This is a genomic window from Microbacterium sp. PI-SA-G (assembly GCF_057215335.1).
Genome location: NZ_CM170103.1, coordinates 579,493 through 604,302 on the forward strand (window position 1 = coordinate 579,493; position 24,810 = coordinate 604,302).

Consider the following 24,810-nt stretch of genomic DNA (forward strand, 5'->3'; position numbering starts at 1 on the left):
CAATACCTGTGCGCGCCGTCCGCGAGTCGTCCTCGAGTCGAACGAACGTTTCGCGCACGAAACATAGGGTCGGAACGTGGGCAGTCTCTACTACGGCAACTCCGGTGACCCGATCCAGATCGAGGACCGCGCTCTCGCGCACCTGAAGGTGGTGACCGCGACCAAGCTGCGAAGGAACGAGAGCTTCACGCTGTCGTGGCGGCATCCCGAGCACGACGCACCCGGGCGCTCGACCATCTGGCTGCATCCGTCGATTCCGCTCCGGTTCGACTTCCAGGAGCCGAACACGCCCGAACTCAGCCGGCAGTGGATCGAAGACCTGGCGCTCTCCGCCAACACCAGCGGCGGCATCACACTGATCGAGGAGCACCTCGAGGTCGGACCGCCCGACTGATCGGGCCGCAGGGAATCCGGGCCCGATCCGCCGTGCGCATCGGTAGGGCGGGTGGGACTTGAACCCACGATCGTCGGGTTATGAGCCCGCTGCCTTGACCAGCTTGGCCACCGCCCCTTGCACTTCCAGCCTAGCGCCGAGCGGCCCTCAGACCGGAGTCGCGCCGCTGTGCGTCTTCCGGTGGCCGAGGTAGATCTGCGCGTTCGCGATCAGCCCAGCCTTCTCGTCGTCGTCCAGCATTCGCCGTACCTTCGCCGGGACCCCGGCGACCAACGATCCGTCGGGGACGACCGTGCCTCCCAGCACCACCGCCCCGCCGGCGATCAGGCACCCCACCCCGATCACGGCTCCGCTCAGGATCACCGCTCCCGTGCCGATCAGCGAACCGTCGCCGATCGTGCAGCCGTGCACGACGGCGTTGTGACCGATCGACACCCGCGCGCCGATCACGACCGGGTGCCCGTCGTCCACATGCACCGACACGTTGTCCTGCACGTTGCTGTCGTCGCCGACCGTGATGGATGACGAATCCGCCCGCAGCACCGCGTTGTACCAGACGCTCGATCCGGGTCGCAGCTCGACGCGGCCGACGACGCGCGCGCCGTCGGCGATGAATGCGTCAGCGGCGATGTCCGGCGTGCCGGTCGGCAGGGCGAGGACCGAGGCTCCCGATGCGATGCTCATAAGGCGAGACTACCCTCAGATGCCCGGTATTCCGCGGGAAAACGGACCGGTAAGCGGAGCCTCAGCTTGCTTGCGGAATGTCTGAGGCTGAGTAGCGTTGTGTCCAAGACATACGATTCGGCATCCCTGGAGGAGCACATCATGAGCAAGGTACACACCGTTTCCACCACCGCCGGCGACCCGACCGTCGCGGCAGCAGCCGCGCAGTTCCTCTCCCCTGTCGTCCTCGGCCTCGAGGCCCTGACCGTCAACGGCAAGCAGGCGCACTGGCACGTGCGCGGCGCCAACTTCATCGGCGTCCACGAACTCCTCGACACGATCGTCTCCCACGCCGGAGACTTCGCCGACACCGCAGCGGAGCGCATCGTCGCTCTCGGCCTCCCGATCGACGCCCGCCTCAGCACGGTCGCCGAGAAGGCCGGCACGAGCGCTGTCCCCGCCGGGTTCACCCAGTCGGACGAGCTCGTCCGCGCCGTGATCTCCGACATCGACGCGATCCTCGTCGACGTGAAGGCAGCCATCGACGGACTCGACGAGGTCGACCTCACCAGCCAGGACGTCGCGATCGAGATCATGCGCGGACTCGAGAAGGACCGCTGGTTCCTCGTCTCGCACATCGCCGCGTAACACCGCTCGAATCGCGAAGGGCCCCGGGGTGCGATCCCCGGGGCCCTTCGCGTTGCGTCACGCGCGCTGCGTCATGAGCTGTAGGTGAGACGACCGCCCAGCACCGTCGCCTCTACGGGCATCCCCCTCAGCCGATCGCCGGATGCGGTGAGCGGATCCTCTGCGCACACGACGACATCCGCCATCTCGCCAGGACGGAGTGCCGACCGCACGCTCGCCGCCAGAGCCTCGTCGATGCTGAGACGCTCTTCCGGGTGCCAGGGCTCACGCTCGTCATCGGTACGGGTCACCGCGGCGCCGATCGCCTGCCACGGGTCGAGAGCCGCCACCGGTGCGTCCGACCCGAAGCGCAGTTCGACGCCGGCCGCGCGGAGGGACGCCAGCGGATAGCCGATCGACGTCTGCTCCGCCCACAGCCGGTGCGCCAGATCACGGTCGTCGAGCGCATGCTGTGGTTGCACGCTCGCGATGACTCCGAGCCGAGCGAAACGGGCGAGGTCCGCATGGCGGACGAGCTGGGCATGCTCGATCGTGCCGCTCGCCCCGGTGGCGGTGAAGGCGTCGAGCGCCGATGTCGTGGCGCGGTCGCCGATCGCGTGCAGGGCGACCCCGAGGCCCGCACCGGTCGCGCGCATCAGCAGCGCATGGAGCTCTTCTGGCTGCACGTTCAAGACGCCGTGACCGGCCTCGACGCCGGGGTAGGCATGCGAGCACGCGGCGGTGCGGGTGCCGAGCGAGCCGTCGGTGATGATCTTGAGCGGGCCCATGCGCACGAGTCCGCGCGCGTGCTCGGCGGTGTCAGCGTCGTCCAGCAGCTCGCCCGTCTGAAGCCCGGCCGCGATCGCCCGTTCCAGGTCGAAGGGGTACACCGCGAACTCGACCCGGTGCGCCGCGAAACCGGCGGCGACCCGGCGCGGCCATGCCTCGGCGCTCCACGCCATGTCGAAGTCGACCAGTCCCGTCACTCCCCGAGCGGCCGCCCGCTCCCCCGCCGCGCGCACCGCGCGGTCGCCGTGATCGGCCTCGACGGCGTTCAGGCGTCGCGAGATCTCGAAGGCGTCCTCTTCGCGCAGCACCCCGTCGTCGGCGACGAACCCCTCACGACGCAGCGCGGCGGAGTTCAGCCAGACGCTGTGGACGTCGGCGTTGATCAGGTAGGTCGGCACGACTCCGGTCGCGCGGTCGAGCAGGGCCAGGCTGGGCTGGTCCGGCCACAGCGCGTCGCGGTACCCGCTGCCCACCCGACGCCCGTCGCGCAGCGGCGCGACATCTGCCATGCGGGCCGCGGCCCCAGCCGCCGTGGTCGTGTCATCCAGCGGCTCGCGTTCCGACGAGAGAGCCCACTGCACCGTGTGCACGTGGTTGTCCCACAGCCCCGGCACCGCCCAGGCGCCGGCGCCGTCGAGCACCTCGCCCTGCGCACGGAGCGCTCCTGTCGGCGCGATGTCGACGATGCGGTCTCCACGGATGTGGATGTCGACGGGTTCGTCATCGATCAGGAACTCGCGCCCGGGACCGGCGATGCGCACGGCACGGATCATCGAGACGGGTTGGCCCACCGCGGTCATGTCGTCGCCTGGCACCGCGGGCACCAGTAGAGCTTGCGGGCGCCGATCTCCTCGAGGGCGATCTCGGTGCCGCACACCCGGCACGGGAGCCCGGCCCGGTGGTACACCCAGTGGCGATCGTCGCGGTGCGCCATCGCGGCGCGGTACTGCTCGGACGACAGATCGTCCATGGTCATCATCTGACCGGTCTCGACGCCGATGGCCAGCAGACGCACCCAGTCGCGCCAGAGCTCCCGCACGAGTTCTTCGGGCACGTCGCGGCCCGGCGTGTGCGGGTTCAGGCGCGCACGGAACAGCATCTCGGCGCGGTACACGTTGCCGATGCCGCTCACCACCGCCTGGTCCATGAGCAGGAGTGCGATGGGCGTGGGCTTCTTGCGCACGGCCCGTACGAAACGCTCCTCGTTCTCGGCCGGGTCGCCCACGAGCGGGTCCGGGCCCAACCGTGCCACGGACGCGAGCATCTCGTCGGGGGTCTGCAGCACGCACGCGGTCGGACCGCGCAGGTCGGCAGCCGTGATGTCGGTCATCAGGCGCAGCCGCACCTGTCCGACCACCGGCGGCGGCCACTCCGCGTCGTCCTCGTCGGCCAGCCCGCGCGTCTGCTCCGACATGCGCACGTGCACGCGGGCGCGACGGGGAGCGCCGATCGATGACAGCGAGTTCTCGCCGGCATCATCGAGGATCGCCTCGTCGTCTGAGCTCTCGTCGGCGTTCAGGTCGGCGACGTCGGGAGTCTCGTGCGCGACGCCGGTGAGGTCGGTGCCGCGCTGATTCGTCTGTCCCATCCGCCCGTTCGCCGAGGCGATGGTCGGATCGAGCAGGATCTCTCCCGCGAAGTCCCAGGCTCCGTAGAGTCCGAGGTGCACGCGTAGCCAGAGGTCGCCCTCAGCCTCGAGGAACATCTGCTTCCCGACGGCCTTCACGCTCATCGCGGTGCGACCGTCGAGCTCCGCAGCGCCCTCGGCGAATCTCCCCTGCGGGCTCGAGGCGTGCAGGACCTTCCCGATGAAGTTGCGATCGAACTGGCGCGCGATCCGATGGACGGAGTGACCCTCAGGCATGTCAGGCTCGCGGGTCCGGCAGCAGCGAGCCGTCGCGCTCGAACTGCGCGATCTGCGCGATGCGACGCGCGTGGCGCTCGTCACCCGAGAACGGCGTCTGGATGAACCGATCGATCAGCGCGATGACCTCGTCATAGGTGTGCTGGCGCGCACCGATCGCGATCACGTTCGCATCGTTGTGCTCGCGGGCGAGTTCGGCCGTCGACAGGTTCCACACCAGCGCAGCACGCACACCCTCGACCTTGTTCGCCGCGATCTGCTCGCCGTTCCCGGAACCGCCGAAGACGATGCCGAGCGTCTCGACGCCCGTGGCCTGATCACGCACGACCGCCTGTGCTGCACGGATGCAGAACGCCGGGTAGTCGTCCACCGCGTCGTACACGATCGGACCGTGATCGACGACCTCGTGCCCGGCGGTGCGCAGGTGCTCCTGCAGCTGGGTGGAGAAGTCGAGACCGGCGTGATCGGTGGCGATATGGATGCGCATGGCTCCCATCCTAGAAGCGCCGAGCGGTCATCGTGATGTCAGGGTGCGACACCGGATGCGGCGGGCTTGAAGCCTGCGCGGACGTTCTCGCAGCAGCCGGGACGGCAGACATCGAAGCCGCCCGGAAGCGACGTGACGTGCGGGCGCTCTTCGTTGGGGCGTCCCTGCAGACGCTCTTCGATGAGATCGACGATCCCGGCGACGAAGGTCGCAGACACACCCGGGGTCGGCGTGCGGGTGAAGCGCAGCCCCGCCTCCTCCGCTGCTTCGGACGCCTCGGTGTCGAGGTCCCAGAGGACTTCCATGTGGTCGCTCATGAACCCCACCGGGACGACGGCGACGGCCTTGCGCCCGAGTGCGGGAAGTTCGGCGATCACGTCGCAGACATCCGGCTCGAGCCACGGCTGCGACGCGGGTCCCGACCGGGACTGATACACGAGCTGCCACGACACGTCGGCGGACTCGGGCACCGAGGCACGGACCTGGTCCATGACCCACGCGGCGACGGCGAGGTGCTGGGCCGCATACGCGCCGCCCTCGCCCCAGTCGATGTCGCGGGCGCCGGAGCGCTCGGCGTCGGCGGTGGGGATGCTGTGCGTCGAGAAGAGGATCTCGATGTCGGATGCCGCGACGCCCTCGGCGAGGAAGGTCTCGATGGCCTCGCGGACGCCGGTCTCGAACGCGTCGACGAATCCAGGGTGGTCATAGAACGGGCGGATCTTGTCGATGGTGACGCGCTCGCTCAGGCCGGTGTCCAAGAGGACGCGGGCGAAGTCCTCGCGGTACTGCCGGCAGCTCGAGAACGAACTGTAGGCGCTGGTGGCGAAGGCCAGCAGCGTGGTGCGTCCCTCATCGGCGGCGGTCGTGATGACCTCTTCGAGGTACGGGGTCCAGTTGCGGTTGCCCCAGTACACCGGCAGATCGATGCCGCGGCGCCGCAGCTCCGCTTCGAGAGCAGCTTTGAGCACGCGGTTCTGACCGTTGATCGGGCTCACACCGCCGAAGTGACGGTAGTGATGCGCGACCTCTTCGAGGCGCTCGTCGGGGATGCCGCGGCCGCGCGTCACGTTGCGCAGGAACGGGATCACATCCTCCTGCCCTTCCGGCCCGCCGAACCCGGCGAGAAGAATGCCGTCGTAGGCGACCGGGGTCGTCACGAAGGGGCCACCAGCCGAAGCTGCGGCGGAGGAGAAGTGGACGGTGTTCGGCTCGATCGCGGTCACCCCTCCATCCTTCCATCTCCGAAGGAGTGAAGGCGCACGCCTCCTGGCGTAGGCTGTCAGGGTTGCCGTCGGCGCCAACTGCGCCACCCTCCGGTGACATCCCCTCACCCCTGGGAGTAACGCTGTGCCTGGAGAGAACCTCACCCGTATCGAAGCGCAGGAGCGCCGTGACGTCGTCGACACTCAGTCGTACGAGGTCGCCCTCGATCTGACGAAGGGCGAGGAGGTCTTCGGATCTCGGAGCGTCGTGCGCTTCACAGCCACACCCGACAGCTTCACCTTCATCGACCTGATCGCGCGCGACGTGCGGGAGATCTCGCTGAACGGTGAGCAGCTGGACCCCGCCGCGGTGTTCGCGGATTCGCGGATCGCGCTCAACGGCCTGCGTGAAGAGAACGTCCTCGTCGTCGACGCCGACTGCGAGTACACGAACACGGGCGAGGGACTGCACCGCTTCGTCGACCCGGTCGACGGCGAGGTCTACCTCTACTCCCAGTTCGAGGTGCCCGACTCGCGCCGCGTGTTCGCCGTGTTCGAGCAGCCCGACCTCAAGGCGACGTTCCAGTTCACGATCACGGCTCCCGCCGCGTGGAAGGTCATCTCCAACTCGCCCACGCCCGAGCCCATCGTGCACGACGACCCCACGATCGCCACGTGGGGCTTCGAGCCCACGCCGCGCATCTCGTCGTACATCACCGCGCTGATCGCCGGTCCCTACGAGTCCACCTTCTCAGAGCTCACCAGCGCCTCCGGCCGGGTCGTCCCGCTCGGCGTCTACGGTCGCCGGAGCCTGTGGCAGCACCTCGACGCCGACTACATCTTCGACAAGACCCGTGAGGGCTTCGCCTACTACGAGTCGAAGTTCGGTGTGCCGTACCCCTTCGCCAAGTACGACCAGCTGTTCGTCCCCGAGTTCAACGCCGGTGCCATGGAGAACGCCGGTGCAGTGACGTTCACCGAGACGTACGTGTTCCGCAGCAAGGTCACGGATGCGGTCAAGGAGCGTCGCGTCGTGACGATCCTGCACGAGCTCGCCCACATGTGGTTCGGCGACCTGGTCACCATGAAGTGGTGGAACGACCTGTGGCTCAACGAGTCCTTCGCCGAATGGGCCTCGACCATCGCCACCGCCGAGGCCACCGAGTGGACCGAGGCGTGGACGACGTTCAACGCCATGGAGAAGACCTGGGCCTACCGTCAGGATCAGCTCCCCTCGACCCACCCGATCGTCGCGGAGATCAACGATCTCGAAGACGTGCAGGTGAACTTCGACGGCATCACCTACGCCAAGGGCGGATCCGTGCTCAAGCAGCTCGCCGCGTGGGTGGGCATCGAGGCGTTCTTCGGCGGCGTCTCGCAGTACTTCCAGAAGCACTCCTGGGGCAACACCGAGCTCAGCGACCTGCTCGTCGAGCTCGAGTCCACCAGCGGCCGCGACCTCAGCACCTGGTCGAAGAAGTGGCTCGAGACCGCGGGCGTCAACACGCTTGAGCCGGTCATCGCCGACGACGCGAACGGCGCCATCTCACGATTCGCCGTCACGCAGACCGCTCCGGCGGACTATCCGACGATCCGCCCGCACCGCCTGGGCATCGGCTTCTACACCCTCAAGGGTGGAGCTCTCACCCGCACCCACTACGTCGAGGTCGACGTCGACGGCGACCGCACCGAGGTCCCCGAGCTGCAGGGTCTGCAGCGTCCCGACCTCGTGCTGCTCAACGACAACGACCTGGCCTACGCCAAGATCCGCCTCGACGAGCGCTCGCTCGCCACCGCGATCGCCCACCTCGCCGACATCACCGACCCGCTGGCCCGCTCGCTGGTCTGGGGTGCAGCTTGGGATCAGACGCGCGACGCCGAGACCGCGGCATCCGAGTACATCGACCTCGTCCTGGGCAACATCGGTCGCGAGACCGAGTCCACCACGGTGCGCACGACGCTCGCCCAGTTGCGCACGGCCGCAACGCTCTACGTCGATCCCGCGCAGCGCACGCATGCGCGGGTGAAGGTCGCCGACGGACTCTGGGCCCTCGCCGAGGCGGCCGAGGCCGGCAGCGACAGCCAGCTGCAGTTCGTCACCGCGTTCGCGAACTCGCTGGTCACCCCGGAGCACGCCGGCATCATCGGGCGCCTGCGCTCCGGCGAGGAGACGCTCCCCGGTCTGGAGATCGACGCGGACCTCAGCTGGCAGCTGCTGGTCGGCCTCGCGACGATCGGTGCGACCGACGCGGCGAAGATCGACAACGCCCTCGCGTCGGACAACACCGCCAAGGGCGCCGAGTTCGCAGCGCAGGCACGCGCAGCTCTCCCCGACGTCGACTCGAAGAAGGCCGCCTGGGCGTCGCTGATCGAGCGCGATGACGCACCGAACACGATCGTGCGCTCGGCCGCGCTCGGCTTCGTGCACCCGGCCAGCGTCGACGCGCTCGCGGAGTTCGTGCCCGCGTACTTCGACATGCTGCTCCCGATCTGGGAATCCCGTAGCTATCAGATCGCGCAGTACCTCGTCGTCGGGCTGTTCCCCACCGCGCTGGCGAACGTCGCACTCCGCGACGCGACCCGCGGCTGGTTGTCGGCCAACTCGGATGCCGCGCCGGCTCTGCGCCGTCTGGTGCTCGAGAACCTTGCCGATGTGGAGCGTTCGCTGGCTGCGCAGGCGTTCGACTCGGAGGACTGACCCCGTCGGGTGGGCTCGGGAATCCCTGAGCCCACCGCAGCGCGCTGATCCCGTCGCGCCGCTGCTGAGCGTATGACGCATCCAGCCCGTGCAGAGACCCGCTCGGTAGAATCAGCGGTGATGATGCTCCCGTTCGAAGTCACTCCCCCGCCCGAAGAGACCCCTGTGCCCGTCTGGTGGTCGAACACGCTCGAGGTCCTGGGCCAAGTGGGCGGCAAGGCCCTCGCGGTCGCCATCATCATCGCGAGTTGCGCACTGATCGGTCTCGTGCTGCGAGTCGTCATCCGCCGTGTGGTGCACCGCATCGTCGACAGCGCGAAGAACAAGGCATCGGTCGACGATACGCAGGCGCTCGAGCGGTCGCCACTGGCCGATATGCGTCTGGTGCAGCGCACCCGCACGCTCGGCTCGATCCTGCAGAACATCGTCAACGTGATGCTCGTGGTGGTCGCCCTCGTGCTGGTGGTGAACGCGGTAGACACCAGTCTTCTCGGCTCGCTCACGCTGCTCACCGCCGCTGTCGGCGCGGGCCTGGGCTTCGGCGCGCAGAACATCGTGAAGGACGTGCTGAACGGCATCTTCCTGGTGGCAGAGGATCAGATCGGCATCGGCGACGTCGTCGATCTGGGGCTCGCCAGCGGTGTGGTGGAGTACGTCAGCGTGCGCATCACCCAGGTGCGCGACGTGAACGGCACCCTCTGGTACGTCCGCAACGGCGAGGTGACCCGGATCGGCAACATGTCACAGGGGTGGGCGCGCGCCATCATCGACATCGGCGTGCCGCCGGAGTCCGACCTCGACCGCGTCGAGGAGATCATGCTCGACACCGCGGTGGGCCTTTCGAAGGACTCGAAGTGGCGCACGCGCATCATCGAGAAGCCGGAGCTGTGGGGCCTCGAGTCCATCGACGGCGACGCACTCGTGGTGCGGCTGGTCATCAAGACCCGCGCCAACGCGAAGGACGATGTCGCCCAGGAGCTCCGCAAGCGCGTGCGCGCCGCGCTGCTCGAGAACGAGATCACGCTCCCCCGGATGACCACCGTGACTCCGACCGGCCTCGAGGGGGCGCGTCGCGTTCGGGGAGCGAACCCGCCCAAGACCCGTCCGAACGCCGTGACCGGTGTGCCCACCGTGCCCGACCGGGGCATCTGGCGTCGCAAGAAGCTCACGGACGGCAAGACGACGAAACCCACCGATGACGGGAGCACCCACCAGTGACGTTCTATGACGAGGTCGGCGGGCGCGACACCTTCGCTCGGATCGTGTCGGTGTTCTACCGCGAGGTGGCACTGGACCCGGTCCTGAAGCCGATGTACCCCGAAGATGATCTCGGCCCCGCCGAGGAGCGGCTGCTGCTGTTCCTCGAACAGTACTGGGGCGGCCCGACGACGTACGGCGATACCCGAGGGCACCCGCGACTGCGCATGCGGCACATGCCGTTCCACGTCGACCCTGACGCGCGTGATCGGTGGTTGCGGCACATGCGGACGGCTGTGGACGAGGCGCAGTTGTCGCCCCTGCACGAAGCCACGCTCTGGGACTACCTCGAGCGCGCGGCATATGCCATGGTGAACACACTCGAGCCGTCGGGCATCGGCACCGCAGCCGACGGGCGTCCGACGCTCGACGCCCGCTCACGTCAGGAATCAACGGAGAACACATGACGAACGCGCCCCTGTCCACAGATGTCCTGGTCATCGGATGGGGGCTGTCGGGGCTCGTCGCGGCGGTCGAAGCACTGGAGGCGGGACGCCGCGTCGTCATCATCGACCAGGAGCCGCGCACGAACCTCGGCGGGCAGGCGTGGTGGTCGTTCGGTGGGCTGTTCTTGGTCGACTCTCCGGAGCAGCGACGGCTCGGCATCCGCGACTCGCTCGAACTCGCCACGCAGGACTGGTTCGGCAACGCCGGCTTCGACCGCGCGGAGGACGAGTGGCCACGGCGGTGGGCCGAGGCGTATCTGCAGTTCGCCGCGGGAGAGAAGCGCGCATGGCTCCGAGAACGCGGAGTGGGGTTCTTCCCCGTGGTCGGCTGGGCGGAACGCGGCGGATACGGTGCGATCGGCCCCGGCAACTCCGTGCCGCGCTTTCACATCACCTGGGGCACCGGCCCCGGCATCGTCGCCCCCTTCGCCCGGGCGGCGGAACAGGCCGAACGGGAGGGCCGCCTGACCGTCCTCCCCCGCCACCGGGTCGCCGAGCTGATCGTGACCGACGGCGGGGTCACCGGCGCACGCGGTGCCGTGCTGCAGTCGAGCGGCGCGGTGCGTGGGGCGGTCTCCTCGCGCGAGCCCATCGGAGAGTTCGAGATCCGTGCCTCGGCGACGATCGTGGCGTCCGGCGGCATCGGCGGCAATCACGATCTCGTGCGTGCGGCCTGGCCCGCGCGGCTCGGCACCCCGCCGCAGCAAATGCTCACCGGCGTCCCCGCCTACGTGGACGGCTCGATGCAGGCCGTCAGCGCGCACGCCGGAGCCCGCCTCATCAACGGCGACCGGATGTGGCACTACGTCGAGGGCATCACCAACTGGGACCCGGTGTGGCCGGCCCACGGCATTCGCATCCTGCCCGGCCCGTCCTCGCTGTGGCTCGATGCGACGGGATCGCGCCTGCCGGTGCCGCTGTTCCCCGGCTTCGACACTTTGGGCACGCTCGCCCACCTGCGCAAGACCGGTCACGACCATTCCTGGTTCGTCACGTCGCGGCAGATCGTCGAGAAGGAGTTCGCGCTCTCGGGCAGCGAGCAGAACCCGGACCTGACCGGCAAGGACGTGGGACTGCTGCTCCGCTCGCGCCTGGCGAAAGGGCCCACCGGCCCCGTGCAGTCGTTCCTCGACGAGGGAGCGGATTTCATCGTCGAGAACGACCTCGAGGCGCTGCTCGAACAGATGCAGCGTCATCCCGGCGGCGAGGCGCTCGACATCGACACCGTCCGGCGCGAGGTCGTCGCCCGCGACCGAGAGATCGACAACGACTTCACCAAGGATGCCCAGATCGCCATGCTGCGGTCGATGCGCGGCTATCGCGGAGACAAGCTCATCCGCACCGCAGTCCCGCATCGACTGCAGGATCCCTCCGCGGGACCGCTCATCGCGGTCAAGCTGCACGTGCTGACGCGCAAGTCGCTGGGTGGCATCAACACGGACCTCGACGGGCGTGCGCTCGACGCGAACGGCGACGCGATCCCCGGGCTCTTCGCCGCAGGCGAGGCCAGCGGCTTCGGAGGCGGGGGCGTTCACGGCTATCGCGCGCTGGAGGGCACGTTCCTGGGCGGATGCCTGTTCTCGGGTCGCCAGGCGGGGCGCGCGGCGGCGCGCTGACCGCCGCGATCAGTCTGTCGAGCCGGTCCCGCGTACGGCAGTGAGTCCCGTGGCGACCGGGCCTCGGCAGAGAACGTGCCCGCGTCGGAAGGCCAAGCGTGTCCACCGCCCGGAACGGGTGACCGGCACCTGCTCCTCGCCGGAGATGAACCCGAGCGCGTCCGCGGCGAAGGCGACTCCGCGGGGAAGGCCCGCGAGATCCTCGTCGGGCTCGCCCCAGATCGCCGCTCGCAGGGCGCGCACGGCCTCCTCCCCCGCGCCGGGAGTCGCTCCGCGGGCGACGGCGGAGATCCCCCACTGGGCGCGCTGAGCGATCATGGATGCCGGGAGGGACGACGCCTGCTCCCATCCGGAGCGCGGTGGCGCGACGCCCACCCAGGACGGCGAGAGTCCGGTGTCGGGCAGAGCGAGGCTGTGCGCGGAGTCACCGGCCCCAAGCTCGGAGACGACGATGTCGCACTGCAGTTCCGGATCGGCATGCACGATCCGCATCGCGAGGACGGTCGGCGTCTGATCGAAGAGTCCGTGCGGTGCGAGCGCCGCCGTCGTCAGCGCCAGCACGCCGTTCGCCGCCTGCAACCGCACCCCCTCGTCGCTGATGCGGGCGGCCCGTCCGACGAAGGTCAGAACGTCCTTCGAGGTCTCGGAGTCGGCGAGGAGAAGCTGATGGGGCACGCGTTCTAAACTATCAACCGTGCCGTGCCCGCGGTCGCAGAGAGGTTCAGATGAGCGCCGAGAAGCATGCCGCCGACACCGTCGAGCGGTTCCTGCAGGTCCTCGATCTCGACGCGTCGCAGGCGCGCACCACCGAGGACATCTTCACCGGGGCCTCGCACCCGATGCCGACCGGTCGGATCTACGGCGGGCAGGTTCTCGCGCAGACTCTGATCGCGGCGGAGCGGACCCTGCCCGAGAACAGGCCGGTGCACTCTATGCACGGCTACTTCCTGCGCGCCGGCGACGCGAGCCAGGGAATCACCATCGCGGTCGACCGCATCCACGACGGCCGTTCGTTCTCCACACGACGCTCGCAGGCCTATCAGAACGGCGTGCCGATCTTCTCGATGATCGCGTCGTTCCAGGATGAGGATCCGGGCGTCGAACATGCGGAGCCGATGCCGAAGGGCGTGCCCTCGCCCGAGGACCTCGCGCCCGACGAGGAACGGGTGGTGGGGCTGCCCGGCGGCACCGCACGCATGTTGAGCGAGCGGCCCGCCGACATCCGGCACATCGATCATCCGCTCTACATGCCGAGCAGCGACGAGAAGGTACCCCGCCAGGGGGTGTGGATGCGCATGCGGGCGCCTCTGCCCGACGATCCCCGTCTGCATCGCGCGGCGCTGGCGTACCTGAGCGACATGACGATCCAGGAGTCGATCCTGCGGGCGCACGGCGTGTTCTGGGCGATGCCGGGACTCAAGGTCGCAAGTCTTGACCACGCGATGTGGTGGCATCGTCCGGCGCGGGTCGACGAGTGGCTGCTCTACGTGCAGGAATCGCCGAACGCGCGGGGTGGGCGCGGACTCGCGACCGGACGCATCTACACGCAGGACGGCACGCTCGTCGCCAGCGTGGCGCAGGAGATCATGATTCGCGTCCCGTCGGGAGACTGACCCGGGAGCAGCCTCGGCTGCGGTCGTGGTTATCGGTGCGCGTACTCGATGGAGGGCCCGGTGAAGGGCTCCCACGCGTCGCGCATCTCCTGGGTAAGCCGCGTCGGGCGTCCGCTCGCGGCGTCGACGAGCACGATGACGGCGGTCGATCGAGCGTAGAGCGTGCGCGGTTCGGCACTGGGATCGTTGTGCACCTCGTAGCAGACCTCGACGCTGGAGCCGCCGAGCTTACCGAACCACATCTGCACCTCGAGCGGGCGCCGCTGGTACGGCACCGGGGCGAGATACTCGATCTCCTGGCGGGCGATGAGCGTGAGGATGCCCTCGTCGATCCCGGAGTCGAGTACCGCGGTCGACGGCGCGACCTCGCCCGGACCCGCCCGCCAGAACGCGCGCACCCGCGCCTCCTCGAGAAGTTTGAGCATCGAGGTGTTATTGACGTGGTTGAACGCGTCGAGATCGCCCCACCGGAGTTGGATCGGGACGTGCAAGCGGGTTCCGGGCGTGGTGTCCGTCATCGTGAGGGTTCCCTGAGCCGTCGCCGGATCAGTCGCGCGTGAGCTTGCGGTGGGTGGAGCGGTGCGGGTTGGCGGCATCTGCTCCCAGTCGCTCGATCTTGTTCTCCTCGTATGCTTCGAAGTTGCCCTCGAACCAGTACCACTTCGCCGGCTCCTCGTCGGTGCCCTCGTAAGAGAGGATGTGCGTCGCGATGCGGTCGAGGAACCACCGGTCGTGGGTGATGACCACGGCGCAGCCGGGGAACTCCAAAAGGGCGTTCTCGAGCGAGCCGAGCGTCTCGACGTCCAGGTCGTTGGTGGGCTCATCGAGGAGGAGCAGGTTGCCGCCCTCCTTGAGGGTGAGTGCGAGGTTCAGACGGTTGCGCTCTCCACCGGAGAGCACGCCTGCCTTCTTCTGCTGGTCCGGGCCCTTGAACCCGAACTTCGACACGTATGCGCGCGACGGGATCTCGGTCTTGCCGACCGTGATGTAGTCGAGGCCGTCAGAGACGACCTCCCAGAGCGTCTTGGTCGGGTCGATGTTGGAGCGTGACTGGTCGACGTAGCTGATCTTGACGGTCTCGCCGATCTTCAGGTCTCCCGCGTCGAGGGGCTCGAGTCCGACGATCGTCTTGAACAGCGTCGTCTTTCCCACACCGTTCGGACCGATCACGCCGACGATGCCGTTCGGCGGCAGGTTGAAGCTGAGCCCGTCGATGAGCATGCGGCCGTCGAAGCCCTTCTGCAGCTTTTTCGCGTCGATGACGATGCTTCCCAGACGCGGGCCTGCGGGGATCTGGATCTCCTCGAAGTCCAGCTTCCTGGTCCGCTCCGCCTCGGATGCCATCTCCTCGTAGCGGGCCAGACGAGCCTTGGACTTGGTCTGACGCCCCTTCGCGCTCGAGCGCACCCACTCGAGTTCTTCCTTGAGCCGCTTGGCGAGCTTCGCGTCCTTCTTGCCCTGGACCTCGAGGCGCTCGCCCTTCTTCTCGAGATAGGTCGAATAGTTTCCCTCGTAGCCGATGAGGCGACCGCGGTCGACCTCGGCGATCCACTCGGCGACGTGGTCGAGGAAGTACCGGTCGTGGGTGATCGCGATCACCGCACCCTTGTAGGCCTGGAGGTGCTGCTCGAGCCAGAGCACGCTCTCGGCGTCGAGGTGGTTGGTGGGCTCATCGAGGAGCAGCAGATCGGGCTTCTGAAGCAGCAGCTTCGCCAGTGCGACGCGTCGCTTCTCACCACCGGACAGCGGGGCGATGGCGGCGTCCGCCGGCGGCGTGCGCAGCGCGTCCATGGCCTGGTCCAGCTGCGAGTCGAGGTCCCAGCCGTCGGCCGCGTCGATCTCCTCCTGAAGCGTGCCCATTTCGGCGAGCAGTGCGTCGAAGTCGGCGTCGGGGTCGGCCATGAGTTGAGAGATCTCGTTGAACCGGTCGACCTTCGCCTTGATCGCGATGCCCTCCTGGATGTTCTCCAGCACGGTCTTGGTCTCGTCGAGCACGGGCTCCTGCATCAGGATGCCGACGCTGAACCCGGGCGAGAGCTTCGCCTCGCCGTTGGACGGCGTGTCGAGACCCGCCATGATCTTCAGAATCGTCGACTTACCGGCACCGTTCGGTCCCACCATGCCGATCTTCGCCCCTGGGAGGAACGCCATGGTGACGTCGTCGAGGATGAGCTTCTCACCCACCGCCTTGCGCGCACGAACCATCGAGTAGATGTACTCAGCCACCGAAAACCGCTCCTTCTGTTGGCGTCGAAGATCGACACTCCAGCCTACCGGCCCTCCCGGAGATCACCAGTCGATCGGACGCGTCGTCCCGATCAGGCAACGTCCCTCGGCGAGCTGTGGCATCACCGCGGTGACCGCCTGCCCGGTCGACGGGCCCACCTGTCCGATCAGGCACTCGGTCTCACCCCAGCGAACCGAGAACTGCAGGCTCTCCGCCGGGTTGCCCACCGTGGTCGCATCCTGCGTGACCTGCATCGCCTCGCGGTCGAAGCCGGCCGCGACGAGTGCGTCGATGTAGGCCCGCCCCGCCCCGCGAGAGTCCGTGGCCCACACGCTCTGCGCCACAGCTGTGAAGAGCGGGAGGTTGTCGTCTGCCGTTCCGTCCGGCACGAGCACGGGTCCGGCGGGTGCGACTGATTCCGCAGGTGTCGGTGCGGGGGTCTCGGCGGTCCCGGTGTCGCCGCCGGGCGTGCACGCGACGAGGCCGATCGCGAGTGCGGCGAGTGCCGCGGCCGCCCAAGCGTGATGCGAAGCAGAGGAACGGGATCGACGGAGCACGTGCCGAGTCTACGTGTCGGGCTGCAGCGACTGCTCGACCGCAGCCCGACACCCGCGCCTGCGCTCGGCAGACTCAGTAAGCCACCGGTTCCGGTTCGGACTCGGCTGGCATCCACGTCACAGCCAGGTCCGCGGCACCGTCCTCGTCGGATGCGGACGAGTCCTCATCCGCGCGGTCCTCCGTCACTGCTCGCTGTCCGCCGTCATTGGCTGCGGCACGAGACGCCCGCAGGTACGCGGAGGTGCCCCACCGGAGGTCGTGCCCGATCGCGTCCGCCTCGATGTCGACGCTCGTGCCGCTCTTGCCGTTGCCCTCCCAGTTGCGGATCTTGAGACGTCCCGTCACGATCACGCTGTCGCCGCACCGCAGAGACGCCTTGGCATGTTCGCCCAGCTGCCGGAAGGCGGCGACCGAGTACCAGTTGGTGTTCACGTCAACTACATTTACGCAGTATGAGCACACGACGCAGGGCGGCGATCTACGCCCGCATCTCCCAGGACGCTGAGGGCACCCAGGTTGGCGTCACCAATCAGCTGGACAGCTGCCGCGCGCTGGCCGATGAGCACGGTTTCGAAGTGGTTACGACCTTCACAGACAATGACCGTGGCGCGTCCAGCTTGTCGCGGAAGAAGCGCCCTCAGTTCGATGCGCTGCTCGAAGCCGCGGAGCGCCGTGAGTTCGACGTGATCCTCGCCTACTCGATGAGCCGCCTCACCCGGCGCCCTTCGGAGTGGGAAACGCTCATCACGCTCGCGCAGACGCACGGCATCGAGTACACATACAAAGTCAGCCCGAAGTATGACCTGAACACCGCCGACGGGCGCGGCGTGGCCCGCACGGTTGCCGCGTGGGATGCCGCCGAGGCCGAGCGCACGGGCGAGCGCGTGAAGGTGGCCAAGTCCGCGGCGCTCGCGCAGGGCAAGGACATCGGCGGGCCGCGCCCGTTCGGCTGGGAGCCGGACAGGCGGACGCATAGGGCGGCCGAGGCGGCGCTCATCCGCTCAGGCGTGGCCGCTGTCCTCGAAGGGGCGTCGATCAAATCGATTGCGCACGCATGGAATGACTCGGGTGTCCTACCGCCACGCGCGGGCCGGCCTAGCCGCGGTGATCGGTCAGCTAGCGCTCACTGGCGCCCGCAGACCGTGCGCAACATCTTGAGTAACCCGCGCCAGGCGGGGCACATGGTGGTGAAGGGTGTCGACTACGGGCAGGTAGCTGAGCCCATCGTCTCGGACGCCGACCACGCGGCACTACTCGCAATCCTCTCCAACCCTGCACGCAAGCCGAAACGTGGGCCTGAGCCGATGTCGTCGAGCGCTCAGCAGCTCGTGCGCTGCGGAGCGTGCGGCGGCCATATGGGCATGGGGCACTCGCGCGGTGCCAGCTTCATCCGGTGCAGTGACACTTCGTACGTTCCAGGGAGCCACCCGTCGGTCGCTCTGCACATCACGGAAGACCAGCTTGGCATTGGAGCGCTCTGGGCGATCCTCGCTCTCCAGCCTGATGAGATCACGGACGCTCGACCCGAGGTGGCGACGCTGCAGCTGCAGATCGCGGAATTGAAGCAGCGACTCGGGCGGATTACTGCCGCCTACGTGGCTGGAATCGGAGACCTTGACCACCTAGGCCGAGAGTCGGCAACGACCAACCTGGAGCTAGCCGCAGCTCAAGGCCGTCTCGACGAGTCACTCGCGTCCTCCGACTCCACCGCCGCCGTCCTGATGGCGAAACAGTTCGTACCCGCCGGCTGGGGCGCCGATGCGAGCTTGGTCGACTTCACCCACGAGAACGCCGAGCGCTGGCTAGTGGAGTACTGGCGCCCGCTCGACGTCGCTGCCCGTCGGCGCCTACTGCGCGGACTCTTCCGCGAGATCCGCACGCTGCCGGCCGACAGAACGGACCCGTCCCGATTCGAGTTCGACGGAAGGCGCCTGCTCATTGGGCGCACGACGAATTCCCCGTACGAAGTTGGTCACCTGGCCGACGAAGCCTTTTAGACTGCGCCGCACAACACCGAATACCACCCCAGAAAGGAAGACCCCATGGTCTACACCCTCCCCCTCCAAGGACGCGTGATGTCTGCATGAGCGACCACCGCCTCAGCGACTCCGAATGGTCCAACGCACTGGATGCCGCCTTCTCGGCCCACCGCAGAGAGTTCAGCAAGATGATGGAAGGCGAGGACCCGGAGGATGGGAACCCAGCCATCACCGCCATCCTGGCCGGCCGCAAGCACGGCGATGAGTCGGCCTTGCTTCACGAACTCGTGAAGGGTCGCGAGAAAGCGATCGCAATCATCGCCGACGCAAAGCGGCAGGGTCAGACGGACCTCATCGCTCAGGGCGAGGCGGCAATCAAGCTCACCGATGAGGAGATACGCAAAATCATCGAGGGAAGATCGGCGCGTAGCTCATGACCGAGGCGAAGCGAGTTGTATCTGTCTCCGAGCTGCGCGACGCTGACCGTGCCCTCACCCTCATCCGCCAGTGGGATGGCATGACCCCGACGCAAAAAGACGCCGAGCGCGCGAAGGGATCCGAGTCAGCGTTCAGCGACGTGGCCGGATCGCCTGAGCTTGGCTTCGACGGCTTCGAGGTCAACGCATGACCGTCCGGCTGCTTGAAAGCGGCGAGACTGCCGCGGCCGGGCGTTTCACACGGGCCGTCGAGATCGATGCAAGCGCCCCAGACTCGGAGTACGTCTTCATCGAGACCGTGCGAGCGGTCGGCGGCGGCGAGGAGAGGCATTGCTTCGCTCTCGACCGCGCGGAGTTCATCGCGGCGGTGAAGGCCGAGTTCGGCCTGATGGATCCGCTCGAGGTAGCGCTCCTCGCCGCGTAGGAGACTGGACGCATGGAACCCCTGCTTCACACGCTCCAAGAGGCCGCCGAGATACTTCGGCTGCCCTATCGGAAAGTCCGTGATGAGGTGTTCGCCGGGCGATGGCCTCACGTGCGGGTCTCCCCGCGAAAGCGGCTGATGACCGACCGTGATATCAAGGCGGTGATCGAGGCGCTGCACCAAGCCCCGACTCCGCCAATCAGCACGGCGCGGTATTCACGCGACGCGGTTCTGCAATACCTGAACCGTTAGCGCCGCCATCAAGAAGCACCCGAGACAAGATCAGTGTCTCGGGTGCTTCTTGATGGGGCAGTCTATGCGGCCGCTTGCGTGCGTGATGCGTCGGTCAGCGCGCAGTACATCCCGCGCGACACACGATTGAGCTGCCCCGATGACGCCAGACGCGTGAGCGTCCTTGTGATGATGTCGCGGCCGCTCGTGCCTTGGTAGCTGTTCACAATGTCCTCCACGCTCCATAGCCTGGAAGCATCGGACTCGACGAGCTGCAGAACACCGTGCGCGACGGAGCCCAGGCGCTCGCGCTCGCGCTGCGAGGCGACACGCTCATGCTCGCGCTGGGCTTCGGCCGGATCCCCGCCCACGAGCTGCCATCGGAGATCACGGAGCGTCATGGCGAACTCGCCGCCTTCGAAGTCGCGGGCCATCACATTCAGCACACCATCGGGCGAGTGACGGTCGGGCCTGTCGAGCACGATCGGAGTATCGACGGCGCCGGCAATCCCGTTCGTGCCGCTCACGCGGTCCATCGGGTCATCGCCCGTCATCTTCCGCGTGTGGTGAGCGATGATGAACGCAGATCCCGGGTCGGACTTCGTCAACCGCTGGAACTCGGCCAGCGTCTCATACTCGTGCTTGTACTGAGTGCGATCCTTCGGCTTATCGCTCATCACGCCTGCCAAGGTGTCGAGCACGACGAGCGGGCGCCCGCCCTCATGGCGCAGCATGAATTCCGAGATAATCTCCATCGCACTCTCACGCTCGAGCAAGTACTCGAAGCTGCCGTAGCTCGTCCACCCTTGCTTGCGCACTCGGTCCTGGAACCGGCGCTCCCCGCTCTCCAGGTCGACGTACAGGACCGGGCGGGGCTCGCCTACCTTGATCCCACCGAGCGCCGCTCCCCCGGTGGCCGCCGCGAGGGCAACGTCCAACACAAGCCAGGACTTACCAGCCTTCGGCGGGGAAACGACGAGCGTCGTCCCCTCCGGGATGATGCCGGGAACAACCCAGTCCAGCGGAGCGAACTCTCGGTCCATCAGCGCGGACAGGTGGCGAGTCCGAGAAGCGGCGGCGATCGGCGTGACCGGTGCCAGCACCGGCACGTCGGGAAATAGCTGCTCAGGCATCCCATCGACCGCGATCGCGCGATCGAAGGCGCGGGCGGCCGCACGCCGGTGCTCGGCGGTCGCCCAGGCGCCAGAGGCGTAGAGCGCAATGAATCGCTCGCGAGCGGCTCCACCACCGGGCGCCCAGTCGGCGGCCCGGACAATACTCAGCGCGAGCGGCACGAGCTGATCGTTAGACCACCCCGCCGACCCGTGTTCGGGTAGCTGGCCGAGCGCTTCCGCCACCCCGCCCGCGGGCTCGCCGGGATGGCCCGCAATCCAATCGCCGGCATCCGGCCCGGTGGCCTCCACAGAGGCGGCGCTGCGCGCGCGATGCATCCACGCTGGTGCCGATGGGAACACCCACACCTCGGGAACGTTGCCGTTCCATGCGACCCACGATGACCCCGCCTTGACGTCTACACCGGGCATGAGGTTGCCGGGTGCGATCTCGACACCATCGGGCGCGGAGAAGATGACGTGTTCCCCGAGGCCGCTCACAGACGAATAGCGCGTCGGGGACTCCGGGACATCGATCGCCTCGGCTTCGAGCGTGGCGTAGCCGTCGGCGCCGCCAGCATGGCGGTCGATGTCGAGCACTGCGATCCCGTTCGCGCCGGTGGGCACGCCGACGCCGTTCGCGCCGTTCGCCGCGAAGAACATGTCCGCGACCACCTGCGGATCAGCCGACGCATCCAGGTGCCCTCGCGCGGTGAGCGGACGCTTGCGCCAGGCTCCGGCCGAGTCTTGCTCGATGCGAATCGGGAACGTCGCCACTCCGAGCGTCGCGAACCGCTGTGCAACCGTCTCCGGCGCAGCGGTCCCTGCAGCGCCCATCAGGCTGCCCGTGCCGCTTGGCGCTCGGCGAGAAGCTCGCCTGCTTGCGCCATGATGCCACGCCAACGCTCGTGCCGGCGCCGTTCTAGGTGGCCCTGTTCCCACGCCTCCGACGCCATCTCAGCGATCATGGCCCTCGCGTCCGCGCGTCGCTGTTCGTACGTCGCCGCGCGATCGGCGACTACCGCAAGCGCGGCACAATCGTCGGCCGAGATCGACGTTACGTTCGCCAGGCCGGGCACGTCGAGGACGAAGTCGCGCCCGGTCATCGACCAGATGCGCAGCCCCGTGTCACCAATCGTGCGGTCGAAGACCGGCTCGCTCATCACGCAGCCTCTCGCGTCACCTCGATGCGTGCGATTTGACTCCAGGGCACGACGTGATCGTAATGACCGTTTCCGTGCACACGCAGCGCCAGCTCGTCATCCTCGATGACTTCGCCGATGATCGGGTGCCAGTCTGCCGTAGCGATTGGCCGAATCTTGACGCGTTCGCCTGCCTTGATCATGTTTCACACTTCCTGTCGAATCCTGCGGCCGAATGCCGCCTCACAGATTCAGGCTACGTGCGATGACAGACACTAATAATGGCGGCCCGTGACCGCCTATTACACATTCGCGTCACTACTTACATATTCCCGTCGGTATTACACATTCGAACCGCTAGGGGCACGCATCTGCGGGAATAAGTACATATTCCTTTCGCCCGTTCAGCAGATTCCCAGGTCCGGCTTCCCGCTGCCACGGCCGGGTCTCCACAGGTGTCCGAAGTGTCCGAAGTGTCCGTAAGCCTTTGAGCGAATCCGTTCTCCTGCAAGTAATATCGCGAGATTTCGGGTTTTATGTCGACAACTGAAGCGCGGGACACTTCGGGCACTTCGGACACTCATGTCGATGAGTGTCCCCAGAATTAGCGTCCACGATCCTGCCTAGGCTTGGAATGTGGATACCGGGAAAGCAATTGTTGGGCACGAGTTGGTTGATCACGACCGCACGTCCTTTTCGGAGGTGGCTCTCTGCCAGTGCGGCCGCTCGTTCCTGGGAGGAGTGGCATCGGCTCGTGCGCAATGGCGTGCGCACGCCATCGGCGAGACCGGAACGGCGAGCCCACATCCTCCGAAGCACACCCCCGCTGCCACGCTCAGCGAGCTTGTTGCCGGGATCGACCCCCGGCACGTCGTGCTGTCGGTGCCATGGACCCTGAGCGGCCCCGCCAGTCGTAAGCAGTCGGCCGCATGAGTAAGCAATCATCGCGCGGTGCCGCATGGCAACGCCTGCGGCGTGAGGTGCTGGACCGCGACGGCTGGACCTGTCAGTACTGCGGCAACGATCTGCACGAGGACGATCCGAGGCCTGAGCACGATGCAACGGCTGACCACATCACGCCTAAGACCTCAGGCGGACGCGATGAGCGCTCGAATCTGGTCGCCGCGTGCCGACGATGCAACGGCATCAAGTCAGACAAGACCCTCGTACGCGTCGATTGGCTCAACCCCGAATGGCTGGCGGGCGCGGCGTGAACGTCCGATTTATTCGACCAGCGGTGCAGATCACCCCGCCCCACGTGTTCTTTTTACCGACAGGCCCGAAATATTCGGGAGAACGGCGCAGATCATGACGGATAGCACCCCAGACAGCTTCGGCGACGCCGTGGCCGAGTTCCAATCGTCCGCACCATGGCTGGGACCGGCGCACATGCCCGCGCTCGTCACGCTACGCAAGCTCGCCGAGGCGCTCGACACTGGCGACCTCACCCCCGCGCTCGTCGCACAGTTCGGGCTGACGTACCGCAACCTCGCAAAGCTCGCGCCCAGCGCCAGCGGTCCCGAGAGCCCGCTCGGGCAAGCGCTTCGAGAGGCAGGCGGGGGGTGACCGTGCCGCCGTTCGCCGACATCGCCGCGTGGCCGCCCCCGAGATTCACCCCGCCGCTCTCCGCAAACTTCGAGAGCGCGTTCGATCGATACGCGAAGGTATTCGCCGTCGCATGGGTAATGGCGTTCGGCTACGCGCTCGAAGAGTGGCAAGTACAGCTGATCCGAGCGGTGCTCGAGATTTACCCATCGGGGCACGCCCGTGCCGGCCAACTGCGCTGGCAGCAAGCTGTTATCTCGCTCGGCCGCCAGAACGGAAAGAGCGAGATCGCGGCGGCGCTCGGGCTCTGGCGTCTGCTCTCTAAGCCGACTGCTCTCGTCATCGGCATCGCATCCAATGCTGATCAGGCGGGGCTCGTCTATAACCGCGCGCGCCGCGCTATCGACAACAACCCCGAGATCGCCGAGATGTTCACGCGCTCGACCGAGACGCGCGGTCTACAGATGAAGGCGGGCGGCTCGTACAAAATCAAAGCCGCGAAGAGCGCTGCGCTGCAGGGTCTCCCGATCGACCTCGGGCTCGTGGATGAGTTGCACCTCCTCCGCCGCGCGCTCTGGGGCGATCTACTGTCAGGCACGGGCGGGCGGCCGAGTTGCCTCGTCGCTGGCATCACGACCGCGGGCGACAGCGACAGTGAACTCCTCATCGACCTCTACCGTCTCGGCGAGCAGTCGATCGAGGACGGCGGTGCCGCTCGAGTGTTCTTCGCGGTCTGGGAGGCGCCAGAGGCACGCGTGCCGGACGATGAGGAGACTCTCGGACGCTGGCTGGCGATGGCTAACCCTGCGGTCGCCAGCGGGCGCATAGACCTCGAAGCGCTGATCACTTTGGTGCGCACCAAGCCGCCGACGGATGCCGTTCGCTATCACCTGAATCGGTTCCTCACCTCGACCCGCGCTCCCTTCGTCGAGCCCGCGCTCTGGGTCAGTGCCTTGCGCCGGCCGGATGCCACGTTCCCGCGCGACGCGCGCCTAGTATTTAGCGTCGACGCCACCCCCGGTCTCGACTTCGCCTCCATTGTCGCCACCGCCCGTGCGACGAACGGACAGGTGCACTCCGAGCTGGTGGCGTCACTCCGCGCGCCGTCGATCGACCGCCTACTCGCGATCTGCCTGCACCTCTGGCGGTACCACCCCGCGACGTTCGCCATCGACGGCGGAGCGGCGAAGGCGCTCGGCAAGCGCCTCGCAGAGCGAGGCCTCCCCGTGATGATGGGCAGCTACTCCGACGCGATCAGCGCATCGGCGATGCTCTACCGCCTCATCTCGACCCGCAAACTCGAGCACGGCGGCGACCCTCTTCGAACGGTTCAGATCCAGCGCGCCACGCGCAAGAACGTAGGCGACGCCTTCGTGATCGCTCGCACGCCTGGTGGCGAGGTGGACGCGCTCAAAGCCACCGCTCTGGGAGTGCTGGCGCTCGAAGCGGCACCCGCCGCGACCGGCGTCCAGGTCTTCTAGCTGCTCAGAATTAAGGCC

28 protein-coding genes and 1 tRNA gene are annotated in these 24,810 nt (G+C 67.5%); 15 read left to right on the forward strand and 14 right to left on the reverse strand.

Annotated elements, in window-relative coordinates; all coding sequences use genetic code 11:
• Nucleotides 1-76: 76 nt before the first annotated feature.
• A complete protein-coding gene (locus AC2D10_RS02950) occupies nucleotides 77-394 on the forward strand; it encodes a DUF7882 family protein (RefSeq protein WP_484710362.1) in 318 nt (105 codons plus the stop codon).
• A 43-nt stretch (nucleotides 395-437) separates the two neighbouring features.
• Here AC2D10_RS02950 and AC2D10_RS02955 read toward each other — a convergent pair.
• Nucleotides 438-511: transfer RNA gene (locus tag AC2D10_RS02955), tRNA-Ile, on the reverse strand.
• Between the two features lie 30 nt (nucleotides 512-541).
• Nucleotides 542-1,078: a gamma carbonic anhydrase family protein gene (locus AC2D10_RS02960; RefSeq protein ID WP_484710363.1), complete on the reverse strand. Its 537-nt coding sequence runs from the start codon at nucleotides 1,076-1,078 to the stop codon at nucleotides 542-544.
• 141 nt (nucleotides 1,079-1,219) lie between these two features.
• On the opposite strand from AC2D10_RS02960, the gene AC2D10_RS02965 reads away from it, so the two are divergent.
• Nucleotides 1,220-1,705 (forward strand): Dps family protein, encoded by a 486-nt coding sequence (locus tag AC2D10_RS02965; protein WP_484710365.1) that lies wholly within the window; start codon nucleotides 1,220-1,222, stop codon nucleotides 1,703-1,705.
• Between the two features lie 71 nt (nucleotides 1,706-1,776).
• Here the strand turns inward: AC2D10_RS02965 and AC2D10_RS02970 are convergent, their stop codons facing one another.
• The 4 genes from AC2D10_RS02970 to AC2D10_RS02985 are packed head-to-tail and all read right to left on the reverse strand — an operon-like array spanning nucleotide 1,777 to nucleotide 6,047.
• Nucleotides 1,777-3,273, reverse strand: a complete 1,497-nt coding sequence (locus tag AC2D10_RS02970) for an amidohydrolase (RefSeq protein ID WP_484711794.1) — start codon at nucleotides 3,271-3,273, stop codon at nucleotides 1,777-1,779.
• The gene (locus tag AC2D10_RS02975) at nucleotides 3,270-4,337 is read right to left on the reverse strand and encodes an Fpg/Nei family DNA glycosylase (protein WP_484710366.1); all 1,068 of its coding nucleotides are present in this window, start codon (nucleotides 4,335-4,337) and stop codon (nucleotides 3,270-3,272) included. Before AC2D10_RS02975 ends, AC2D10_RS02970 begins: the two co-directional genes overlap by 4 nt.
• A gap of 1 nt (nucleotide 4,338) precedes the next feature.
• Nucleotides 4,339-4,824, reverse strand: coding sequence for a ribose-5-phosphate isomerase (locus AC2D10_RS02980; protein WP_484710367.1), 486 nt, complete (start codon nucleotides 4,822-4,824; stop codon nucleotides 4,339-4,341).
• Nucleotides 4,825-4,862: 38 nt separating this feature from the next.
• Nucleotides 4,863-6,047 (reverse strand): ferrochelatase, encoded by a 1,185-nt coding sequence (locus AC2D10_RS02985; protein ID WP_484710369.1) that lies wholly within the window; start codon nucleotides 6,045-6,047, stop codon nucleotides 4,863-4,865.
• Between the two features lie 124 nt (nucleotides 6,048-6,171).
• Here AC2D10_RS02985 and pepN point away from each other — a divergent pair, with 124 nt between their 5' ends.
• From pepN to AC2D10_RS03005, 4 genes are all read left to right on the forward strand, one after another.
• The gene (pepN, locus tag AC2D10_RS02990) at nucleotides 6,172-8,724 is read left to right on the forward strand and encodes an aminopeptidase N (RefSeq protein WP_484710370.1); all 2,553 of its coding nucleotides are present in this window, start codon (nucleotides 6,172-6,174) and stop codon (nucleotides 8,722-8,724) included.
• A 120-nt stretch (nucleotides 8,725-8,844) separates the two neighbouring features.
• A complete protein-coding gene (locus AC2D10_RS02995; protein ID WP_484710371.1) occupies nucleotides 8,845-9,942 on the forward strand; it encodes a mechanosensitive ion channel family protein in 1,098 nt (365 codons plus the stop codon).
• Complete coding sequence (locus AC2D10_RS03000) at nucleotides 9,939-10,388, forward strand: globin (protein WP_484710372.1); 450 nt, start codon at nucleotides 9,939-9,941, stop codon at nucleotides 10,386-10,388. Before AC2D10_RS02995 ends, AC2D10_RS03000 begins: the two co-directional genes overlap by 4 nt.
• On the forward strand, nucleotides 10,385-12,043 hold the full coding sequence (locus tag AC2D10_RS03005; protein ID WP_484710373.1) for an FAD-binding dehydrogenase: 1,659 nt from the start codon (nucleotides 10,385-10,387) through the stop codon (nucleotides 12,041-12,043). The genes AC2D10_RS03000 and AC2D10_RS03005 overlap by 4 nt, the downstream gene beginning before the upstream one ends.
• A gap of 9 nt (nucleotides 12,044-12,052) precedes the next feature.
• Here the strand turns inward: AC2D10_RS03005 and AC2D10_RS03010 are convergent, their stop codons facing one another.
• Nucleotides 12,053-12,718: a DUF8185 domain-containing protein gene (locus AC2D10_RS03010; RefSeq protein ID WP_484710374.1), complete on the reverse strand. Its 666-nt coding sequence runs from the start codon at nucleotides 12,716-12,718 to the stop codon at nucleotides 12,053-12,055.
• Nucleotides 12,719-12,768: 50 nt separating this feature from the next.
• Between AC2D10_RS03010 and AC2D10_RS03015 the strand changes: the two genes are divergently transcribed.
• Nucleotides 12,769-13,656 (forward strand): acyl-CoA thioesterase, encoded by an 888-nt coding sequence (locus tag AC2D10_RS03015; protein ID WP_484710375.1) that lies wholly within the window; start codon nucleotides 12,769-12,771, stop codon nucleotides 13,654-13,656.
• Between the two features lie 29 nt (nucleotides 13,657-13,685).
• Here the strand turns inward: AC2D10_RS03015 and AC2D10_RS03020 are convergent, their stop codons facing one another.
• From AC2D10_RS03020 to AC2D10_RS03035, 4 genes are all read right to left on the reverse strand, one after another.
• Nucleotides 13,686-14,174, reverse strand: a complete 489-nt coding sequence (locus AC2D10_RS03020) for an acyl-CoA thioesterase (RefSeq protein WP_484710376.1) — start codon at nucleotides 14,172-14,174, stop codon at nucleotides 13,686-13,688.
• A gap of 28 nt (nucleotides 14,175-14,202) precedes the next feature.
• Nucleotides 14,203-15,882: an energy-dependent translational throttle protein EttA gene (gene ettA, locus AC2D10_RS03025; protein WP_484710377.1), complete on the reverse strand. Its 1,680-nt coding sequence runs from the start codon at nucleotides 15,880-15,882 to the stop codon at nucleotides 14,203-14,205.
• Between the two features lie 63 nt (nucleotides 15,883-15,945).
• Nucleotides 15,946-16,440 (reverse strand): DUF6993 domain-containing protein, encoded by a 495-nt coding sequence (locus AC2D10_RS03030; protein WP_484710378.1) that lies wholly within the window; start codon nucleotides 16,438-16,440, stop codon nucleotides 15,946-15,948.
• A gap of 73 nt (nucleotides 16,441-16,513) precedes the next feature.
• Nucleotides 16,514-16,873 carry a single-stranded DNA-binding protein gene (locus AC2D10_RS03035; RefSeq protein ID WP_484710379.1) on the reverse strand — a complete coding sequence of 120 codons (360 nt, stop codon included), beginning with the start codon at nucleotides 16,871-16,873 and terminating at the stop codon, nucleotides 16,514-16,516.
• Between the two features lie 20 nt (nucleotides 16,874-16,893).
• Between AC2D10_RS03035 and AC2D10_RS03040 the strand changes: the two genes are divergently transcribed.
• The 5 genes from AC2D10_RS03040 to AC2D10_RS03060 all read left to right on the forward strand — a co-directional run bounded on the left by AC2D10_RS03040 (nucleotide 16,894) and on the right by AC2D10_RS03060 (nucleotide 19,533).
• Entirely contained in the window at nucleotides 16,894-18,438 is a 1,545-nt protein-coding gene (locus AC2D10_RS03040) for a recombinase family protein (protein ID WP_484710380.1), read from the forward strand.
• A gap of 86 nt (nucleotides 18,439-18,524) precedes the next feature.
• The gene (locus AC2D10_RS03045; protein ID WP_484710381.1) at nucleotides 18,525-18,857 is read left to right on the forward strand and encodes a hypothetical protein; all 333 of its coding nucleotides are present in this window, start codon (nucleotides 18,525-18,527) and stop codon (nucleotides 18,855-18,857) included.
• Nucleotides 18,854-19,048, forward strand: coding sequence for a hypothetical protein (locus AC2D10_RS03050; protein WP_484710382.1), 195 nt, complete (start codon nucleotides 18,854-18,856; stop codon nucleotides 19,046-19,048). Before AC2D10_RS03045 ends, AC2D10_RS03050 begins: the two co-directional genes overlap by 4 nt.
• Nucleotides 19,045-19,281 (forward strand): hypothetical protein, encoded by a 237-nt coding sequence (locus AC2D10_RS03055; RefSeq protein WP_484710383.1) that lies wholly within the window; start codon nucleotides 19,045-19,047, stop codon nucleotides 19,279-19,281. The genes AC2D10_RS03050 and AC2D10_RS03055 overlap by 4 nt, the downstream gene beginning before the upstream one ends.
• A 12-nt stretch (nucleotides 19,282-19,293) precedes the next feature.
• Nucleotides 19,294-19,533 (forward strand): hypothetical protein, encoded by a 240-nt coding sequence (locus AC2D10_RS03060; RefSeq protein WP_484710384.1) that lies wholly within the window; start codon nucleotides 19,294-19,296, stop codon nucleotides 19,531-19,533.
• A 62-nt stretch (nucleotides 19,534-19,595) separates the two neighbouring features.
• On the opposite strand, the gene AC2D10_RS03065 is transcribed toward AC2D10_RS03060, so the two are convergent.
• From AC2D10_RS03065 to AC2D10_RS03075, 3 genes are read right to left on the reverse strand one after another with little or no spacing between them, the layout of a single operon-like run.
• Nucleotides 19,596-21,461: an AAA family ATPase gene (locus AC2D10_RS03065; RefSeq protein WP_484710386.1), complete on the reverse strand. Its 1,866-nt coding sequence runs from the start codon at nucleotides 21,459-21,461 to the stop codon at nucleotides 19,596-19,598.
• A complete protein-coding gene (locus AC2D10_RS03070; protein WP_484710387.1) occupies nucleotides 21,461-21,787 on the reverse strand; it encodes a hypothetical protein in 327 nt (108 codons plus the stop codon). The genes AC2D10_RS03065 and AC2D10_RS03070 overlap by 1 nt, the downstream gene beginning before the upstream one ends.
• Nucleotides 21,787-21,969 (reverse strand): hypothetical protein, encoded by a 183-nt coding sequence (locus AC2D10_RS03075; RefSeq protein ID WP_484710389.1) that lies wholly within the window; start codon nucleotides 21,967-21,969, stop codon nucleotides 21,787-21,789. Before AC2D10_RS03075 ends, AC2D10_RS03070 begins: the two co-directional genes overlap by 1 nt.
• 726 nt (nucleotides 21,970-22,695) lie before the next feature.
• Here AC2D10_RS03075 and AC2D10_RS03080 point away from each other — a divergent pair.
• The 3 genes from AC2D10_RS03080 to AC2D10_RS03090 all read left to right on the forward strand — a co-directional run bounded on the left by AC2D10_RS03080 (nucleotide 22,696) and on the right by AC2D10_RS03090 (nucleotide 24,792).
• Nucleotides 22,696-22,980 carry an HNH endonuclease gene (locus AC2D10_RS03080; protein WP_484710391.1) on the forward strand — a complete coding sequence of 95 codons (285 nt, stop codon included), beginning with the start codon at nucleotides 22,696-22,698 and terminating at the stop codon, nucleotides 22,978-22,980.
• Nucleotides 22,981-23,074: 94 nt separating this feature from the next.
• Nucleotides 23,075-23,332 (forward strand): hypothetical protein, encoded by a 258-nt coding sequence (locus AC2D10_RS03085; RefSeq protein ID WP_484710392.1) that lies wholly within the window; start codon nucleotides 23,075-23,077, stop codon nucleotides 23,330-23,332.
• Nucleotides 23,329-24,792, forward strand: coding sequence for a terminase large subunit domain-containing protein (locus AC2D10_RS03090; protein ID WP_484710393.1), 1,464 nt, complete (start codon nucleotides 23,329-23,331; stop codon nucleotides 24,790-24,792). The genes AC2D10_RS03085 and AC2D10_RS03090 overlap by 4 nt, the downstream gene beginning before the upstream one ends.
• Nucleotides 24,793-24,810: the final 18 nt, after the last annotated feature.